Genomic DNA, 18423 nt, shown 5'->3' on the forward strand with positions numbered 1-18423 from the left:
CCGCCGCCGACCCCCCGAGGTGAGCGAAATGGCCCGCCAGCAAGCCCCGACCGCAGCCGCGACTCCCGTCGACACGCCCGTCGACACCCCTTCCGAGGCCGCGTCAGCGGTCGACCTGCTGGTGCGGAACGGGCAGAAGGCCCTGCAGGAGTACGCCGGGTTCACCCAGGAGAAGGTGGACCACATCGTCAGGAAGGCCTCGCTGGCCGCGCTGGCCGCGCACACCAGACTGGCCGTCATGGCGGTGGAGGAGACCGGCCGCGGGGTGTTCGAGGACAAGGCCGTCAAGAACATCTTCGCCTGTGAGCACGTCACCCACTCGATGGCCGACATGAAGACGGTCGGGGTGGTCCGCCGGGACGAGATCGACGGGATCGTCGAGATAGCCGAGCCGGTCGGCGTGGTGGCGGGCGTGACGCCGGTGACCAACCCGACCTCGACCACGATCTTCAAGGCGCTGATCGCGCTGAAGACGCGGAACCCGATCGTCTTCGGCTTCCACCCCTCCGCACAGCGCTGTTCGGCCGAGGCGGCCCGGATCGTCCGGGACGCGGCGATCGCCGCGGGGGCGCCCGCGCACTGCGTGCAGTGGATCGAGCAGCCCTCGATGGCGGCGACCGGCGCGCTGATGAACCACCCGGGGGTGGCCACCATCCTGGCCACCGGCGGCAACGCGATGGTGCGGGCGGCGTACAGCTGCGGCAAGCCGGCGCTGGGCGTCGGGGCGGGCAACGTGCCCGCGTACATCGAGAAGAGCGCGGACCTCAAGCGGGCCGTCAACGACGTGGTGCTCTCCAAGTCCTTCGACAACGGGATGATCTGCGCCTCCGAGCAGGCCGTGATCCTGGACCAGGAGGTCTACGGGCCGGCGCTGGCGGAGTTCAGGAAGCTCAAGGCGTACCTGGCCACCGAGGCGGAGAAGGCCAAGCTGGAGGAGTACGTCTTCGGCGTCACCGGCGAGGACCGGAACTGTGCGGGCGCGAAGCTGAACGCGGCGGTGGTCGGCCAGAGCCCGGTGAAGATCGCCGAGGCGGCGGGCTTCGAGGTGCCGGCCGACACCTCGATCATCCTGGTGGAGGTCGGCGAGGTCGGCGAGGACGAGCCGCTGACCAGGGAGAAGCTCTGCCCGGTGCTGGCCGTGCTGAAGGCGGGCACCCGGCGCGAGGGGCTGAAGCTGGCCACGCAGATGGTGGAGTTCCACGGGCTGGGCCACTCGGCCGCCGTGCACACCGAGGACGAGGCCTTCGCCGAGGAGTTCGGCCACGCCGTCAAGGCCTGCCGGGTGATCTGGAACGCGCCGAGCTCGCAGGGCGGCATCGGTGACGTCTACAACGCGTTCATGCCCTCGCTGACCCTGGGCTGCGGCTCCTACGGCCACAACTCGGTCTCGGGCAATGTGAGCGCTCTCAATCTGGTCAACATCAAGCGGATCGGGCGGCGCAACACCAACATGCAGTGGTTCAAGATCCCGCCGAAGGTCTTCTTCGAGCGCAACTCGATCAAGTACCTGGCCGACATGCGGGGTGCCCGCAAGGTGGTGATCGTCACCGACCGCACGATGGTGGAGATCGGGCACCTGGAGCGCGTCCGCGGCATCCTGGGCCGCCGCACCGAGCCGGTCGAGATCCGGGTGATCGACTTCGTCGAGCCGAACCCGAGCATCGACACGGTGGAGAAGGGCGCCGAGCTGATGCGCGGCTTCCGGCCGGACACCATCATCGCGCTCGGCGGCGGCTCGCCGATGGACGCGGCCAAGGTGATGTGGCTGATGTACGAGCACCCGGAGACGGTCTTCGCGGACCTGAAGGAGAAGTTCTTCGACATCCGCAAGCGCGCCTTCACCTTCCCCGACCTGGGCGAGAAGGCCAAGCTGGTCTGCATCCCGACCACCTCGGGCACCGGCAGCGAGGTGACCCCGTTCGCGGTGATCACCGACTCGGAGACCGGCCAGAAGTACCCGCTGGCGGACTACGCGCTGACCCCGAGCGTGGCGATCTGCGACCCGGCGCTCACCACCCACCTGCCGAAGGCCGTCACCGCCGACTCCGGCTTCGACGCGCTGACGCACTGCATCGAGACCTACGTCTCGGTCTACGCCAACGACTTCACCGACGGGCTGGCCCTGCAGGGCATCAAGCTGATCTTCGAGAACCTGGAGCAGGCGGTCGTCGACGGCCCGAACTCCCCGGTAGCCCGGGAGAAGATGCACAACGCCGGCACCATCGCCGGCATGGCCTTCGGCTCGGCCTTCCTGGGCGTGGTGCACGCGATGGCGCACACCCTGGGCGCCACCTTCCACGTGGCCCACGGCCGCACCAACGCGGTGCTGCTGCCGCACGTGATCCGCTACAACGGCTCGGCGCCGACCAAGGTGACCAGCTGGCCCAAGTACCGCAGCTACGTGGCCCCGGAGCGCTTCCAGGCGATCGCGCAGCTGCTGGGCCTGGAGGCGGCCACCCCGGAGCAGGGCGTGGAGTCGCTGGCCCGGGCGGTGGAGGAGCTGCGCGACAAGGTGGGCATCCCCGCCTCCTTCAAGGCGGCCGGCGTGGACGAGGGCGCCTTCCTGGCGGCCCTGCCGCAGCAGGCGATGAACGCCTACGAGGACCAGTGCGCCCCGGCCAACCCGCGGATGCCGATGATCGCGGACATGCAGCAGCTGATGCGCCAGGCCTACTACGGCGACCAGGTCTGAGCCGACCGGCCGGGGACCGAGTGACCTTGGTCCCCGGCTTTCGGGACTTTCCGAGCCCATGTGACTTTGTGAATCGATTCACAATGTACGGGTAGGGCATCGAGACGAGGCGGGAGCAGCAACACCATGAGCACCCAGCAGTTCGAGAAGACCGGCAGCGGCGCCTGGGAGGGCTTCAAGGGCGGTCTGTGGCGGGACGCCATCGACGTCCGCGACTTCATCCAGCAGAACTACACCCCGTACGAGGGCGACGCGGCCTTCCTGGCCGGCCCCACCGAGCGCACCACCGAGGTCTGGCGGCAGATCACCGCCCGCTTCCCCGAGGAGCGCGCCAAGGGCGTGTACGACGTCGCGTACGACATCCCCTCCACCATCACCGCGCACGCGCCGGGCTGGATCGACAAGGACCGCGACCTGATCGTGGGCCTGCAGACCGACGCCCCGCTCAAGCGGGCGATCATGCCCTACGGCGGCTGGCGGATGGTGGCCGGCGCGCTGGAGACCTACGGGTACCCCGTCTCCCCCGAGCTGGAGAAGGTCTTCACCGAGTACCGCAAGACCCACAACGCCGGGGTCTTCGACGCCTACACCCCCGAGATCCGGGCCGCCCGCAAGGCCGGCGTCGTCACCGGGCTGCCCGACGCCTACGGGCGCGGCCGGATCATCGGCGACTACCGCCGGGTGGCGCTGTACGGCGTGGACCGGCTGATCGAGGTCAAGCGCGAGGAGAAGGCCGAGCTGGACGCGCTGCCCAGGGAGCCGGGCCGCCTGGAGGAGGTCATCCGCCAGCGCGAGGAGATCTCCGAGCAGATCCGGGCGCTGGACGAGCTCAAGCAGATGGCCGCCGCCTACGGCTACGACATCGCCGGGCCGGCCCGCACCGGGCGCGAGGCCATCCAGTGGCTGTACTTCGCCTACCTGGCCGCCGTGAAGGAGCAGAACGGCGCGGCGATGTCGCTGGGCCGCACCTCCACCTTCGTGGACGTGTACCTCCAGCGGGACATCGAGGCGGGCACCCTGACGGAGTCCGAGGCCCAGGAGCTGGTCGACGACTTCATCGTCAAGCTGCGGATCGTCCGCTTCCTGCGCACCCCCGAGTACGACGAGCTGTTCTCCGGCGACCCGACCTGGGTCACCGAGTCGATCGGCGGCATGGGCACCGACGGCCGCCCGCTGGTCACCCGCACCTCCTTCCGCTACCTCCAGACGCTCTACAACCTCGGCCCGGCCCCCGAGCCGAACATGACCGTCTTCTGGAGCCCGCAACTGCCCCAGGGCTTCAAGGAGTTCTGCGCCCAGGTGTCGATCGACACCTCCAGCGTGCAGTACGAATCGGACGAGCTGATGCGCCCGCGGTTCGGCGACGACACCGCGATCGCCTGCTGCGTCTCGGCGATGGCCGTGGGCAAGCAGATGCAGTTCTTCGGCGCCCGGGTCAACCTGGCCAAGACCCTGCTCTACGCGATCAACGGCGGCCGGGACGAGAAGTCCGGCGCCCAGGTCGGCCCGGAGACGGGCGCGCTGACCGAGGAGGTGCTCGACTACGACGCGGTGCTGGCCAAGTTCGACCAGCAGATGGAGTGGCTGGCCGAGACCTACGTCCACGCCCTCGACGTCATCCACTACATGCACGACCGCTACGCCTACGAGCGGATCGAGATGGCCCTGCACGACCGGGACGTGCGCCGCACGATGGCCTGCGGCATAGCCGGCCTCTCGGTGGCCGCCGACTCGCTCTCCGCCATCAAGCACGCCACGGTGCGGCCCGTCCGGGACGAGACCGGCCTGGCCGTGGACTACGTGATCGAGGGCGAGTACCCCGCGTACGGCAACAACGACGACCGGGCCGACTCGATCGCCGTCTGGCTGGTCGAGGAGTTCATGAAGAAGGTGCGCAAGCACCCGACCTACCGGAACGCCGAGCACACCCAGTCGGTGCTGACCATCACCTCCAACGTGGTCTACGGCAAGAAGACCGGCTCCACCCCGGACGGCCGCCGGGCCGGCGAGCCCTTCTCCCCCGGCGCCAACCCGATGAACGGCCGGGACAGCCACGGCTACGTGGCCAGCGCCCTGTCGGTGGCCAAGCTGCCGTACGAGCACGCCGAGGACGGAATCTCACTGACCAACACCGTCACCCCCGACGCGCTGGGCCGCACCCCCGAGGAGCGGGTGCGCAACCTGGCCGGCGTGCTGGACGGCTACATGGCCGGCGACGGCTTCCACATGAACGTCAACGTGCTCAACCGGGACACCCTGCTGGACGCGATGGAGCACCCGGAGAACTACCCGCAGCTGACCATCCGGGTCAGCGGCTACGCGGTCAACTTCGTCCGGCTGACCCGCGATCAGCAACTGGACGTGCTGAACCGCACGTTCCACGGCTCGCTCTGACCGGAAGGTGACTGCCATGGCCGTCCTGCTCGGTACCGACATCCCCCTCGGCGCGCCCGACGCGCACACCGGCTCGGTGCACTCCTGGGACCTGTCCACCGGCCTGGACGGCCCCGGCACCCGGTTCGTCACCTTCCTGGCCGGCTGCCCGCTGGCCTGCCTCTACTGCCACAACCCCGACACCATGTCCATGCGGGGCGGCCGCCGGGTCTCGGCAGACGAGGTGGTCGCGGAGGCGGCGAAGTACACCACCTTCATCCGGGCGGCCGGCGGCGGGGCGACCGTCAGCGGCGGCGAGCCGCTGCTCCAACCCGCCTTCGCCGGCGAGCTGTTCCACCGCTACAAGCACGAACTCGGGCTGCACACCGCCCTGGACACCTCCGGGTTCCTGGGCGCCCGGGCGAGCGAGGAGCTGCTCGCCGACGTGGACCTGGTGCTGCTTGACATCAAGTCCTGGGACCGCGAGCTCTACCGGCGGCTCACCGGGCAGGAGTTGGCGCCGACCCTGCGCTTCGCCCGGCGGCTCGCCGAGCTGGGCAAGGAGGTCTGGGTGCGGTTCGTGCTGGTGCCCGGGCTGACCGACCCGGCCGAGAACGTCGAGGGCGTGGCCGCCTTCGCCGGCTCGCTCGGCAACGTCTCCCGGGTGGACGTGCTGCCCTTCCACAAGCTGGGGGCGGCCAAGTACGAGGCGCTCGGCAAGGACTTCGCCCTCGCCGACACCCCCTCGCCCACGCCCGAGCAGGTCGCCGCCGCGCGCGCGATCTTCGCCGGGCACGGGCTCCACGCGATCTGATTCGAGAGGTACCCCGCCATGCCCACCGCCGCGCCGCGCCGCCGCTCCCGCCGGGAGCACCTCACCGAGGACCAGCTGGGCCGCCCCCGCCGGGTGGTCGGGCCGGTCACGGCGCTGGACACCCGCACCCCCACCGCGCACGACCTGCTGCTGCTGCACTGCCCCGACTCGCTGCGCCGCAGCGTGGCCCGGCACGAGCCGATGCCGGACTGGACCAAGGCCGTGCTGCGCGGCAACCCGTGGGTGACGGTGCGGCGCGCGCCGGTGCTGGCCGGCGGCCCCGCCGGGGACCGGCCGGTGCGCTGCCGCCGGGACGTCACGGCGGCGCCGGAGAGCTGGATCCCGATCGCCCTGCGCGGCGCCGAGCGCGAGCAGCGGGCCACCGGCTACGCCCCCCGCTCGGCCGTGGCCGTCGCCCTGCGGCCCGAGCAACTGCCCGGCCGCCTGGCGCAGTTGCCCGAGGAGCGGCGCGAGCACATCCCGGCCCTGGCGGCGCTGCCGAAGGTCGGCGAGATCATCGGCGACTACCGGCTGATCTGGGGCCCGATCGGCGCCGTCGGCTGCGAACTCGCCACCGGAGCACCGGCGGTGGGCCCGACCAGCCCGCTGCGGCTGCTGCTGCGCAGCCCGATGCCGCTCAGCCGCCGGGACGCCCTGCTGCTGCGCCGTGCCCTGCGCAAGCTGCCGGTCTGGGTGGAGGCCGAGCTGGAGACCAGGCACGGAGCCGTCTCGCTGGCCGAGTACTCGACCTCCCCGCAGGTGATCACCCTGCACACGCCCGACGGCCCCCGTGTGGTCGCCGATCCCTGGTACGCCACGGGAGCCGCCTGAGCGGGTCGTTCAGCCGCTGATGCTGGGCGCGCCGGTCTCCAGGTGGCCGGTGAACCGCTGCGACCAGGTGGAGTCGGAGCTCACCGTCACCGTGAAGTCGTACCAACCGTTCTGGTACGCCACCGCGTTGAAGTAGTCGCTGGTGGTGGCGCCCGGCTGGACGGTGTAGGTCCAGGTGCCGGTGCGGTACTGGTTGGAGGTGACGGTGAAGGTCACCGCCGAGGTGCCGGTGTTGGCCAGGGCGAACCAGAGCGCGAGCTTGCCGGTGTCCGGGGCCGGGGCGTAGGAGGCCGTGCAGGCGGCGAAGCGGCCCGCCTGGGTCAGGTCGCCGGTGAAGCGGCGCAGGAAGCGGTTCGGGCCGACCACCGTGAGGTCGTACTTGCCGTTGCCGAAGCCGTTGGTGCCGCAGTTGAAGAAGTCGGTGACCGGGCTGCCGGAGTCCACGGTGTACTGCCAGGGGCCGCCGCTGCGGTAGGCGTTGGCGTACGCGGCGAAGTGCGCGGAGTTCGCCGCGCCGTCGTTCGCCATCTTGAGGTAGACGTGCATGACCCCGCTGGTGTTGGTGTCCCAGTGGTCGAGGTTGGCGTTCGGCTGGTACGGCAGCGCACGGGCCGGGCGGGTGCCGGGCTCCTGCGCGGGCAGCGCGTTGTTGGCCGGGGAGGGGTTGGACATCGGGCCGCAGGTGGCCAGGCCGATGGTCTGCGAGGTGTCGGGCAGCGCGGGCATGCCGTACACCGGGCTGGTGAAGTCGAAGACGCCGGTCAGGTCGCCGCAGACCTTGCGCCGCCAGTCGCTGATGTTGACGCACTTGGCCGGCTTGCCGATGGCGGCCGTCCACTTCTCCAGGAAGCGCAGCACCGAGGTGTGGTCGAAGACCTCGGAGTTGACCCAACCACCGCGCGACCAGGGCGAGATGGCGATCATCGGGACGCGGAAGCCGAGGCCGATCGCGGTGCCGTTGTAGTACTCGCCCGCGACCCCGGCGGCCGGGGAGGGCGGCGGCACGTGGTCGAAGAAGCCGTCGTTCTCGTCGTAGTTGAGGAACATGATCGAGGAGTTGAAGACGTTCGGGTCCGCGTTCAGCGCGTCCATCACCAGGTGCACGAAGTGCGCGCCGTCCTCCGGGGTGGCGTACGGGTGCTCGGAGGACTGCTGGTCGGCGACGATCCAACTGACCTGCGGCAGCGTACCGTTCAGCACGTCGGCGCGGATCGCGGCGGCGATGTCGTCGGGGGTGCGGCCGGTGACCTTGGGCACCGAGCCCATGCCCTTGACGGCCAGCGCGCTGCCGGCCGGGGCGGAGGAGAACTGGGTGAAGTACGCGAGCGCGTTGTCGCCGAAGTTGTCGGCGGCGTTCTGGTAGACCTTCCAGCTGACCCCGGCGGCCTCCAGCGCCTCGGCGTAGGTCTGCCAGCGCAGGCCGGACTCGTCGCCGCCGTCGTAGGCCGGGCCGCCCGCGGTGCCGTTCGGGTCGATCATGCCGGACCAGTGGAAGGTGCGGTTCGGGCCGGTCGCGCTCAGCGTGGAGCAGTGGTAGGCGTCGCAGATGGTCCAGTTGTCGGCCAGCGCGTAGTGGAACGGGATGTCGCCGCGCTGCAGGTAGCCGAGGGTGCGGACGGTGCCCTTGGCGGACACCCAGGAGTCCATCTTGCCGGTGTTCCAGGCCTTGTGCTGGTCGGACCAGGCGTGCGAGAGGTCGCCGTTGCACTGGGCGGTGGTCTCGGGCGAGCCCGAGGCGCCGCTGGGGTTGAAGGCCCAGGGGTACTGGCGGGAGAAGAGGCCGTTCGGCTGGTTGAAGACGCTGTAGCCGCCCGCGATCTGGATCGCGCTGCGGTCCGCGAAGCCCCGGACGCCCTTGAGGGTGCCGAAGTAGTGGTCGAAGCTGCGGTTCTCCTGCATCAGGATGACGATGTGCTGGGCGTCCGCGATGGTGCCGCTGGTGCCGAGCGTCACCGCCGAGGCCGGGGCGGCCCCCTCGGTGACCGATCCGGCGACCGCGGCGCCCGCCGCCGCGCTCGCCGACAGCGCCATGAACTTTCTCCGACTGAGCTCGGACATCCGCCAGCCCGTCCCTTCGCGATAGGGATGTTGTGCACACACGTTGTGTCCACGCCACCCGACGCGGAGCATCTTTGCGCAGGCCCGGCGGGCTGACCATAGGTCGGGAGGAAGGCTTGGCGAGCTGTTCGCCCACGCTTCGCACGGCGACGGGCAGGTGAACGGCGGGGAGGGCCGCTGAGCTGGCTTCCTTCACAGCGGCGGGCAGAGGGAGGCCCGACCCGGCCTCAGGAATCCTTGACGGTGATCCCCAGCGCCTGGGCGAACTGCGGAGCCAGCTCGAAGAGTTGTCCGGTGCCGATGGTCGCGCCGCGCAGGCCCTGCGGGCCGTCCGGCAGGCCGAGCCGGACGGCCCCGCGCAGGTCCACGTTCTTCAGGGTGGCGCCGTTCAGCCGCACCTCCTCCAGCGTGGAGCCGGGCACCGAGACATCGGTGAGCTTGGCCCCGCCGAAGTCCACGTCGCGCAGCAGGCAGTCCTCGAAGACCACCTCGCGCAGCAGCGCGCCGCGCAGGTTGACCGCCTCCAGCTTGCACTGGCGGAAGACCACCCGGCGCAGCGCCGCCCCGTACCCGGAGATGCCCGCGAACACACTGGCCAGCACCGCGCTGTCCTGCCAGTCGCTCTCGGCCAGCTCCACCGCCACCCAGCGGGCGCCGTGTACCCAGACCTCGTTGAACCGGGCCTGCCGCAGCTTGGTCTGCTGGAGCTCGACCCCGGTCAGCGCGCACTCCAGGAAGCTCGCGCCGTTCGCCCGGCCCTCGAAGGCGAGGCCGTCGAAGTGGGCGGTGTCGTAGCTCTCGTCCGGGCGCAGCGGCCCGGCGTGGGGCTGGAGCAGGTGCGCGTACGGGAGGTCGGCGAGCTGGTCGGGGGCGGCGGGCACGGGCGGTCTCCTTCGAAGGGGCGGGTACCCCTCAGTCTCACCTGCGGGTCCGACAACGGGCCTGGCCGGCCCCGGGTGCGGCCGGCCCGGTCAGCCCCGGGCGCGGCGGGCGCGGAAGGTGAGCCCGGCGGCCACCGCGGCGGCGCTGACCAGGCCGGTCGGCAGCACGGCGTGCTCGCCGGCCGCCGTGCAGGCCAGCGTGGCGGCGGCGGCCAGCGGGAGCACCGCCTGGGCGGCGCCGGTCTTGACGTGCCGGGCGTGCAGGACCCAGACGGTGAGCAGGTAGAGCGCGGTGGGCACGGTGACGGTGGCGGCGGCCACCGTGCCGGAGACGTGCGCCTGGCCCACCGCGTGCTCCACCGCCACCTCAAGGCCGGAGCCGATCGCGGCGGCGCCCAGGAAGACCAGGTAGTGGCCGTAGCCCCAGACGAACGCCTGGCGGTTGGAGCGCAGGTGGTCGTGGATCGGCTCGGCGAAGTAGACCCACCAGGCGCTGAAGCAGATCAGCAGGCCGCCCGCCGCGACGGCGATCAAGCGGCCCAGCGCCTCGTGCTCGTCGAGGCCGGACTGCACGGCCACGGTGGCGGCGGCCACCGTCTCGCCGAGCACGATCAGGGTGAAGAGGCCGTACCGCTCGGAGATGTGGTGCGGGTGCCAGCTCGTCTGGGTGCGCCGCTCGGCGATCACCGGCACGCTCAGCTCGGCCACGATCATCACCAGCGCGGCCACCGTCCGCCCGGCGCCGTCCGGCACCAGCAACAGGGCGGGCCACCAGCCGAGTTGGCAGAGCGCGACGCCGCCCGCGTAGCGCAGGGTCATGGTGCGCTCGGGCCCCGCGCAGGCCTGGGCGGCGCGCAGCCACTGGGTGACCAGGGCCAGCCGCATCACGGCGTAGCCGATCACGAAGAGCGCGTAGTCATGGCTCTCGAAGGCCCGCGGCACCCCGGCGGCGAGGATCAGCACGCCGGCGATCTGCACCAGGGTGGTGACCCGGTAGGGCACGTCGTCCACGTCGTAGGCGGAGGCGAACCAGGTGAAGTTCATCCAGGCCCACCAGATGGCGAAGAAGCTAAGCAGGTAGCCGGGGATGCCGACCCCGTAGTGGCCCTCGGCCAGCGAGCCGGCCAGCTCGCGCCCGGCCTGGCCGACGGCGACCACGAAGCAGAGGTCGAAGAAGAGCTCCAGCGGGGTGGCCACCCGGTGGTGCTCGGCCCGGTCGCGGGCGGTCATCCGCCGGACGGTTCGGAACGCGGCTGGGTCGCTGGTCATCGGGTGCCTCCACGGCTCGGGATCAGAGGTGATCCTGGCACCGGAGAGGCCCGCTGGCACGTAACCGGGGGTGCTCGGCGGGGGCGGGTTGCGCCCGATCTGCCCGGCTGTCAGCCAGCGTTGACGTGGCAGTGCGCGAACCGGGTGACACGGTGGGCCAGCCGGGCGGCGGCGGCCGTGCGCGCCGCCGCCCGCCGGTTAGATTCCTCAGCGGACACGAGGACGCGGGCGGTCCGCGGGCACCGTGCGGAAGGTCAAGACCGGCGATGGGGTGCAGGGGGGCGGTTGTCCACCGCCCCACTGCACCCCGTCGCCGGCCTCGTGATCACCGCGCGGCCCGCCGCGCCGCCGGTCGTCCGTCAGCTCGACGGGCGCGCGGCGCGGCGGATTCGGTCACTTCTGCCAGCCGACCTTGAGGATGTCGGTGTCGGCCAGGCTGCCCGCCCCGAAGTTGGCCAGGCCCTTGCGGACGGCGACGATGCTCGGGCGCTGGTAGAGCTCCAGGGTGTGGCCGAGCTCCCAGATCTTGGCGTCCGCCTGGTTGTAGAGCTTGTCGGCGGCCTTCGGGTCGAGGGTGCCGGCGGCCTGCTTGAGCAGCGAGTCGATCTCCGGGGTGCTCAGCTTGGAGTAGTTGCCGAACACGTTGTCGCCCTCGGGGGCGCGGAAGTTGGCCACACCCGTGGAGAGCGGGAAGGAGCCGGTGTTGCGCCAGCTGGCCAGGTCGAACTTGCCCAGGTTGACGTACTTGGTGAAGTACTCCTTGCTGGCCACCTTGTCCACGTCGAGCTTCACGCCGATCTGGCCGAGCATGTTCTGCACGGCGGTGGCGATGTCGCTCTGCGCCTGGGTCGAGCCGTCGCTCATCACGTAGTGCAGCTCGAGCTTCTGGCCGTCCTTGGTGCGCGGCTGCCCGGCCCCGGCGTCCTGCCAACCGGCCTTGGTCAGCAGGTCCTTGGCCGCCGCCGGGTCGAACTTGGCCCAGTCGCCGGAGTTGTTCTGGTACCCCGACTGGTTGGTCATGTAGAGGTGGTTGTCCAGCGGCTTGAAGGTGACCGGCACGCCCTGGTTGGCGATCTTGATCAGCGAGCTGCGGTCGATCGCCTTGCCGAGCGCCTGGCGCACGCCCTGGTCGGCCAGCGGGCCGTTGCCGCCGAAGGAGATGTGCACCTCGTCCCACGGGGTGCCGGTGCGGATCACGCCGTCCTTGGCGTCCTTGAGCTGGCCGTAGGCGGTGGCCGAGCCGGCCCCGGCGTAGTCCACCTCGTTGTTGAGGAAGGCCTGGGTGATCGCCGGGGCGTCCAGCACCCGGTAGGTGATCTTGTCGAGCTTGGGCTTGGGGCCCCACCAGTCCGGGTTCGGCACCAGGGTGATGGTCTGGGCGCTCTTGTCCAGCGCACCGATCTTGAACGGGCCGCCGAAGACCGGCACCTTCTCGATCCAGCCGGTGTTGAAGGTGTTCGGGTCGGTCAGCCCGGAGGCCGGCAGCAGCGGGTTGAACAGGTTCTGCCAGTCCGCGTACGGCTTGGCGAAGGTGACCTTGACCTCCTGGTCGTCGGCCCCCTTCTCGACACTGGCGATCTGCTCGTACCCGGAGGAGTCGGCGATGTTGTACGCCGGGTTCTTGCCGTTGGAGGTCTCCCAGACGGCCTTGAAGTCCTGGTAGCCGATCTGCTTGCCGTCGGACCACTTGGCCTTCGGGTTGACCTTATACGTGACCACCTGGGGCGACTGCGAGGTGACCTCCGCCGAGACCAGGTACTCGGGCGTCGGGTGGAAGACGCCCTTGGCGTCCGAGTGGAAGAGCTTCGCCTCCAGGTAGCCCATGGCCTCGACGGCGTCGCCGTAGCGGCCGTCCACCTGGTACGGGTTCCACTGGGTGATCCACTGCTGCAGCGGCTCGCGCAGCTCGCCGCCGTCCTTGATGTTTTCCAGCGGCTGCGGGTTGTTGTCCTCCGCGTCCTGGGTGGGCACCACGTTCTTGGCCACATCCCCCGAGCCCGAGCTGCCGGAGCTGCACGCGGTGACGGTCAGCGCCAGCGCGATGGCGAGCACCGCGGCCCGGCCGAGACCCCGGGCCGTGGCCGACCGGGCTGTGGTGGATGCGTCCATGAGGGGTGCCCCCAAGTTGGTGTCGTGGATTCGGGGTCGCCAGGTGTGGCGACTGTTGAGCATGGGCAGCCAAGTGGGTGCCTACGCGAGCAGAACGTAACAGCGCTTCAACCGCTCCACCAGGGTCCTGAGTTCACTTCTGATCGAAACGAAACACCAGGAAACGTCACCGCAATACTCCGTCAGTAACCGACTGATTCACTCTGACCTGCGGGTTTCTGTGCGACAACGGATCACCGGCCGTCCGACCCCTGGACGACCGACCGTCCGGTCGCGTAGAACTGCTGCCCGAAGTTGTGTCAACTCCCCCATTTGCGAAGGCTTGTGATCATGTCTCCCAGGTACACGAACCGTCTTCCGGGCGGTAGGCGGTGATCCGGTACCTGGCCAAGCGCTTCGGTTACTACCTCGCGCTGATGATCGTCGCCATCTTCCTGGCCTACGCCCTCTCCTCCTCCGCGCTCGGTCCGCGCACCTACTTCGAGGCCAAGCAACCCCGGCCCTCCGCCGCCTCGGTGGACCGCCAGCTGACCGCGCTGAACATCAACGACCACACCCCCGTGGTCGAGCGGTTCGGGATCTGGGCCAAGGACCTGGTGGTGCACGGGGACTTGGGGCGCACCATCCACAACACCTCGGTGAACGAGGACTTCGGCCGCCGGATCTGGGTCTCGCTGCGGCTGCTGCTGGTCGGCAGCGTGCTCGGCATGGTGCTCGGGGTCGCCGCCGGAGCCTGGAGCGCGGTCAAGCAGTACCGGATCTCGGACCGGACGATCACCCTGGTCTCCTTCGTGCTGCTCTCCACCCCGGTCTTCCTGCTCGCACTCTTCCTCAAGAACGGCGCGATCGCCGCCAAGGACGCCACCGGGCACGAGGTGATCCCGTTCACCGGCTACGAGACCCCCGGGCTGGCCGGCGGGATCGGCGCCCACCTGGCCGACTGGTCACTGCACCTGCTGCTGCCGACCCTCTCGCTCGCCCTCGGCGGCCTGGCCGTCTACAGCCGCTACCAGCGCGGCACCATGCTCGACGTGCTCGGCTCCGACTACCTGCGCACCGCCGAGGCCAAGGGGCTCACCCGCAATCAGGCGCTGCTCAAGCACGGGCTGCGCACGGCGGTGATTCCGATGGCCACCATGTTCGCGTACAGCTTCCTGGGGATCCTGACCGGCGCGGCCTTCACCGAGACCATCTTCGGCTGGCACGGGATGGGCGAGTGGTTCATCCAGGCGATCAACGAACAGGACGTCAACTCCGTGGTCGCCGTCAACCTGTTCGCCGCCGTGGTGGTGCTGGCCTCCGGCTTCCTGGCCGATGTGCTCACCGCCGCACTCGACCCGCGTGTCCGGTACTGAGAGGGCCCCGCCATGACCGCCGTGCTCACCGAGGCCCCCCTGCCCGCCGCCCCCGTGGCCGCCGCCCCCGGCCGGCTGCGGATCGTGCTGCGCCGCCTGCTCGCCGCCAAGGGCGTGCTGGTCGGCGGGGTGATCGTGCTGCTGCTCTTCCTGCTCGCCTTCGGCGGGCCGCTGATCACCAAGTGGGACTACGCCACCCCCGACTACCTCGCGCTGCGCCAACCTCCGTCCGCCGAGCACTGGTTCGGCACCAACGGGCTGGGCCAGGACGTGTTCGCGCAGACCGTCCGCGGTCTGCAGAAGTCGCTGGTCATCGGGCTCCTGGTGGCCGTCTTCTCCACCGTGGTCGCCTCGCTGGTCGGCGCCTGCGCCGGGTACTTCGGCGGCTGGACCGACCGCGCGCTGACCTTCCTGGTCGACCTGCTGCTGGTCTTCCCGAGCTTCCTGATCATCACGATCATCTCGCCCAAGCTGAAGGGCGCCGGCTGGGTGGCCTTCGTCTTCCTGCTGGCCGCCTTCAACTGGATGATCACCGCCCGGGTGATCCGCTCGATGACCCGGTCGCTGCGCGAGCGCGAGTTCGTCCGGGCCGCGCAGTTCATGGGCGTGCACAGCTTGCGGATCATCGTCCGGCACATCCTGCCGAACGTCGCCTCCTTCCTGATCACCGACGCCACGGTGGCCGTCGGCGGGGCCGTGATGAGCGAGACCGCGCTCTCCTACTTCGGCTTCGGCGTCCGTTCCCCCGACGTCTCGCTGGGCACCCTGCTCGCCGCCGGCACCGACCAGGCCCCGGTCTTCCCCTGGCTGTTCTACTTCGCGGCCGGCCTGCTGGTGCTCTTCGTGCTGGCGATCAACCTGATCGGCGACGGGCTGCGCGACGCCCTCGACCCCACCACCGAGGCGGCCCGGCCGGCCCGTACCGCTCGCACCGCTCGCACCGCCCGGACCGTTCGGAGCACGAAGTGACCACCGACCTCGACGCCGCCGTCGACCTGCTGACCGTGAGCGAGCTGACCGTCGACTTCGGGCCGGCGCCCGCCGTGCGCGGGGTCGACCTGCGGCTGCGGCGCGGCGAGACGCTCGGCATCGTCGGCGAATCCGGCTCCGGCAAGTCCGTCACCGCGCTGGCCGTGCTCGGCCTGCTGCCCGGCACCGCCGCCGTCAGCGGCTCGGTGCAGCTGGAGGGCCGCGAGCTGGTCGGCCTGCCCAACAAGGAGATCGCCAAGATCCGGGGCAACAAGGTGGCGATGGTCTTCCAGGACCCGCTCTCCGCCTTCACCCCGGTCTACCGGATCGGCGACCAGATCGTCGAGGCCCTCCGGATCCACCAGCGCCTGGACAAGGCCGCCGCCCGCACCCGGGCCGCCGAACTGCTCGACCTGGTCGGCATCCCAGACCCGCAGCGCGCCCTGGACAGCTTCCCGCACGAGTTCTCCGGCGGCATGCGCCAGCGCGCGATGATCGCCATGGCGATCGCCAACGACCCCGACATCCTGCTCGCCGACGAGCCCACCACCGCCCTGGACGTCACCATCCAGGCCCAGGTGCTCGAGGTGCTGCGCCGGGCCCAGCGCGAGACCGGCGCCGCCCTGGTGCTGGTCAGCCACGACCTCGGGGTGATCGCCGGGATGGCCGACCGGGTCGCCGTGATGTATGCCGGGCGGGTGGTGGAGACCGCCCCCGTGGACGAGCTCTTCGCCCGCCCCCGCCACCCGTACACCCTCGGCCTGATCGGCGCCGTCCCCCGCCTGGACGCCGGCGGCGGCCCGCTGGTGCCGATCCCCGGCACGCCGATCCCGCTGGCCGAGCTGCCCGGCGGCTGCCCCTTCGCCGCCCGCTGCCCGCTGGTCGAGGACCGCTGCCGCACGGTCGAGCCCCCGTTGACCGGGGCAGGCGACCACCTGGCCGCCTGCGTCCGCGCCGAGGAACTCGCCGAGCGGGCGCCCGCCCCCGGCGAGGTCTACCCGCTGCCCGTGGTGCCGCCGCCCGCCGTGGCCGCCCCGCGCGCGGAGCGCTCCGCCGTGCTCACCGTCACCGGCCTCGGCAAGACCTTCCCGGTGCTCAAGGGCTCCGTCTTCAAGCGCAAGGTCGGCGAGGTCTACGCCGTGGACGGCGTGGAGCTGGACATCCGCCAGGGCGAGACGCTCGGTCTGGTCGGCGAATCCGGCTCCGGCAAGTCCACCACCCTGTTCGAGATCCTCAACCTGGCCGCCCCGCAGACCGGCCGGATCGAACTCCTCGGCCAGGACACCGCCGGCCTGGACCGCGCCGCCGCGCACCGGCTCCGCTCGGACCTGCAGATCGTCTTCCAGGACCCGATGGCCAGCCTGGACCCCCGGATGCCGGTCAGCGACATCATCGCCGAACCCCTGCTCGCCCAGCGCGCCCCGCGCGAGCTGATCACCCAGCGGGTGCCCGAACTGCTCCGCCAGGTCGGCCTCGACCCGGCCCACGCCGGCCGCTACCCGCACCAGTTCTCCGGCGGCCAGCGCCAGCGGATCTCGATCGCCCGCGCCCTGGCCGTCCAGCCCAAGCTGCTCGTCCTGGACGAGCCGGTCTCCGCATTGGACGTCTCCGTCCAGGCTGGCGTGCTCAACCTGCTCCAGCAGCTCAAGGCCGAGCTCGGCCTGGCCTACCTCTTCGTCTCGCACGACCTCTCGGTGATCCGCCACCTCTCGGACCGGGTCAGCGTGATGTACCTCGGCCGCACCGTCGAATCCGGCACCGTCGCGTCCGTCTTCGCCGCACCCCGCCACCCCTACACCCGCGCCCTGCTCTCCGCCGTCCCCCTGCCCGACCCCGCCGCCGAACGCGCCCGCGAGCGCATCCTGCTGGCCGGCGACCCGCCGTCCGCCACCACCCGGCACACCGGCTGCCGCTTCCGCACCCGCTGCAACGTCTACGCCGCACTCGACGCTTCGCGTCGGACTCTCTGCGAGGAGTCCACCCCGGCGCTGGAGCAGGCTGACCCGGGAGTCGACCACGCCGCAGCCTGCCACTTCGGTGAGTTGCAATAAGGGGCGCGGGGAACTGCGCGAAATCGGAAGCGGCGGACGCGTCATCTCGCCTCGGTAGCCAGTTGCACCGTCAACGGATGGTGCAACTGGGCATCCGGGTAAGACAGCAGACGCTGCATGGTCGGCCGCGCCGTTCCCCGCGCCCCCAATAGGTAGCGTCGCAGGACCAGCCTGGCGATCAAGGGATGGTCCGCCAGCGGTGCGCCCACCGCCCACGCTCCCGAGTCCGCCAGGGATTCCGTGAACCGGCCGGGGGCCAGCAGGTGCGTCGCGATGCTCACCCGCCCGTACCCCTCGGCCCGCAGTTCGGCCATCGCCTCGGCCACCGACGGCCGGCCGGGGCCGCTGCAGGAGCAGTAGCCGAGCCGTACCGGAGTGTCCCGGAGGAGCCCCCGCAACTGCGCCGCCGCCTGCCGCGCGCCGTCATTGCCACCCTCCCGCGCCGACCCCGCCGCCGCGACCACCACCGCCTCACTCGCCCCGCCGGCCGTCTCCTCGGCCTCCCGCAGCCGTCCGTAGAGCGCGACCGCGACCGCCCCGGCGCCGCTCAGGCCGGGCGTCAGCACGGCCCGGTCGCCGACCAGCGCCGGCAGGTCCACCCGCCGGTGGTAGCCGTCGCCGAGCAGCACCGGCACCACCACCGCGGGCCCGCCCAGCGAGTCCAGCACCTCGGCCGGCCCGGGCCGCCGCACGTCCAGGTACCCGACAGCCGGCAACTCCCCCAGCCACGCGCCGAGTTGCCCGCGCAGGCGACCGATCACGGCCTCCGCCCCGGCCGCCGCACTGCCGTGCACCGCCAGCACCAGCGGGGGCGCCTCCGCCACCAGCCCGAGCTCCGTCATCAGTCCGCTCCTCTCCGTCCGCTCCTCTCCGTCCGCCTTCCACGCTAGGCAGCCCCCGGCCACCCCGGGAGACGCCACCGGCCACCAGCCGCCGGGCCGAAAGTCCCTGCTGATCGGGCCTTTCACTCACTCCCGGGGCCCGGCCGGCGAACGTAGCGTCGAGCACAGCCAGCAATGCC

General features: G+C 71.1%; 12 protein-coding genes. 7 read left to right on the plus strand and 5 right to left on the minus strand.

Translation table 11 applies throughout. From position 1 onward, the window contains the following. The first annotated feature begins 28 nt into the window (after positions 1-28). The 4 genes from adhE to CFP65_RS12840 all read left to right on the plus strand — a co-directional run bounded on the left by adhE (position 29) and on the right by CFP65_RS12840 (position 6710). Complete coding sequence (gene adhE / locus CFP65_RS12825) at positions 29-2692, plus strand: bifunctional acetaldehyde-CoA/alcohol dehydrogenase (protein ID WP_104816215.1); 2664 nt, start codon at positions 29-31, stop codon at positions 2690-2692. 126 nt (positions 2693-2818) lie between these two features. Continuing rightward, positions 2819-5086: a formate C-acetyltransferase gene (gene pflB, locus CFP65_RS12830; protein ID WP_104816216.1), complete on the plus strand. Its 2268-nt coding sequence runs from the start codon at positions 2819-2821 to the stop codon at positions 5084-5086. Between the two features lie 16 nt (positions 5087-5102). Next, the gene (pflA, locus tag CFP65_RS12835) at positions 5103-5879 is read left to right on the plus strand and encodes a pyruvate formate-lyase-activating protein (RefSeq protein WP_104816217.1); all 777 of its coding nucleotides are present in this window, start codon (positions 5103-5105) and stop codon (positions 5877-5879) included. Between the two features lie 18 nt (positions 5880-5897). Further along, positions 5898-6710, plus strand: coding sequence for a malonate decarboxylase holo-ACP synthase (locus CFP65_RS12840; protein ID WP_104816218.1), 813 nt, complete (start codon positions 5898-5900; stop codon positions 6708-6710). A 9-nt stretch (positions 6711-6719) separates the two neighbouring features. Here the strand turns inward: CFP65_RS12840 and CFP65_RS12845 are convergent, their stop codons facing one another. From CFP65_RS12845 to CFP65_RS12860, 4 genes are all read right to left on the minus strand, one after another. Next, positions 6720-8768, minus strand: a complete 2049-nt coding sequence (locus CFP65_RS12845) for a phosphocholine-specific phospholipase C (RefSeq protein WP_104816219.1) — start codon at positions 8766-8768, stop codon at positions 6720-6722. Between the two features lie 227 nt (positions 8769-8995). After that, positions 8996-9649: a pentapeptide repeat-containing protein gene (locus CFP65_RS42075; RefSeq protein ID WP_104816220.1), complete on the minus strand. Its 654-nt coding sequence runs from the start codon at positions 9647-9649 to the stop codon at positions 8996-8998. A gap of 90 nt (positions 9650-9739) precedes the next feature. Next, a complete protein-coding gene (locus tag CFP65_RS12855; protein WP_104816221.1) occupies positions 9740-10918 on the minus strand; it encodes a low temperature requirement protein A in 1179 nt (392 codons plus the stop codon). A gap of 393 nt (positions 10919-11311) precedes the next feature. Beyond that, positions 11312-13027 carry an ABC transporter family substrate-binding protein gene (locus CFP65_RS12860; protein ID WP_104816222.1) on the minus strand — a complete coding sequence of 572 codons (1716 nt, stop codon included), beginning with the start codon at positions 13025-13027 and terminating at the stop codon, positions 11312-11314. Positions 13028-13398: 371 nt separating this feature from the next. On the opposite strand from CFP65_RS12860, the gene CFP65_RS12865 reads away from it, so the two are divergent. Genes CFP65_RS12865 through CFP65_RS12875 form a run of 3 tightly spaced genes read left to right on the plus strand, consistent with a single transcriptional unit; the run spans position 13399 to position 17402 of the window. Next, positions 13399-14382, plus strand: coding sequence for an ABC transporter permease (locus CFP65_RS12865; protein ID WP_104816223.1), 984 nt, complete (start codon positions 13399-13401; stop codon positions 14380-14382). Positions 14383-14394: 12 nt separating this feature from the next. Beyond that, positions 14395-15351: an ABC transporter permease gene (locus tag CFP65_RS12870; protein WP_104816224.1), complete on the plus strand. Its 957-nt coding sequence runs from the start codon at positions 14395-14397 to the stop codon at positions 15349-15351. Beyond that, positions 15348-17402 (plus strand): ABC transporter ATP-binding protein, encoded by a 2055-nt coding sequence (locus CFP65_RS12875; protein WP_104816225.1) that lies wholly within the window; start codon positions 15348-15350, stop codon positions 17400-17402. Before CFP65_RS12870 ends, CFP65_RS12875 begins: the two co-directional genes overlap by 4 nt. A 41-nt stretch (positions 17403-17443) precedes the next feature. Here the strand turns inward: CFP65_RS12875 and CFP65_RS12880 are convergent, their stop codons facing one another. Then, a complete protein-coding gene (locus CFP65_RS12880) occupies positions 17444-18244 on the minus strand; it encodes a sirohydrochlorin chelatase (protein ID WP_104816226.1) in 801 nt (266 codons plus the stop codon). Positions 18245-18423 lie beyond the last annotated feature (179 nt).

The sequence above is a fragment of the Kitasatospora sp. MMS16-BH015 genome (assembly GCF_002943525.1).
In the GTDB taxonomy this organism is placed as follows: domain Bacteria; phylum Actinomycetota; class Actinomycetes; order Streptomycetales; family Streptomycetaceae; genus Kitasatospora.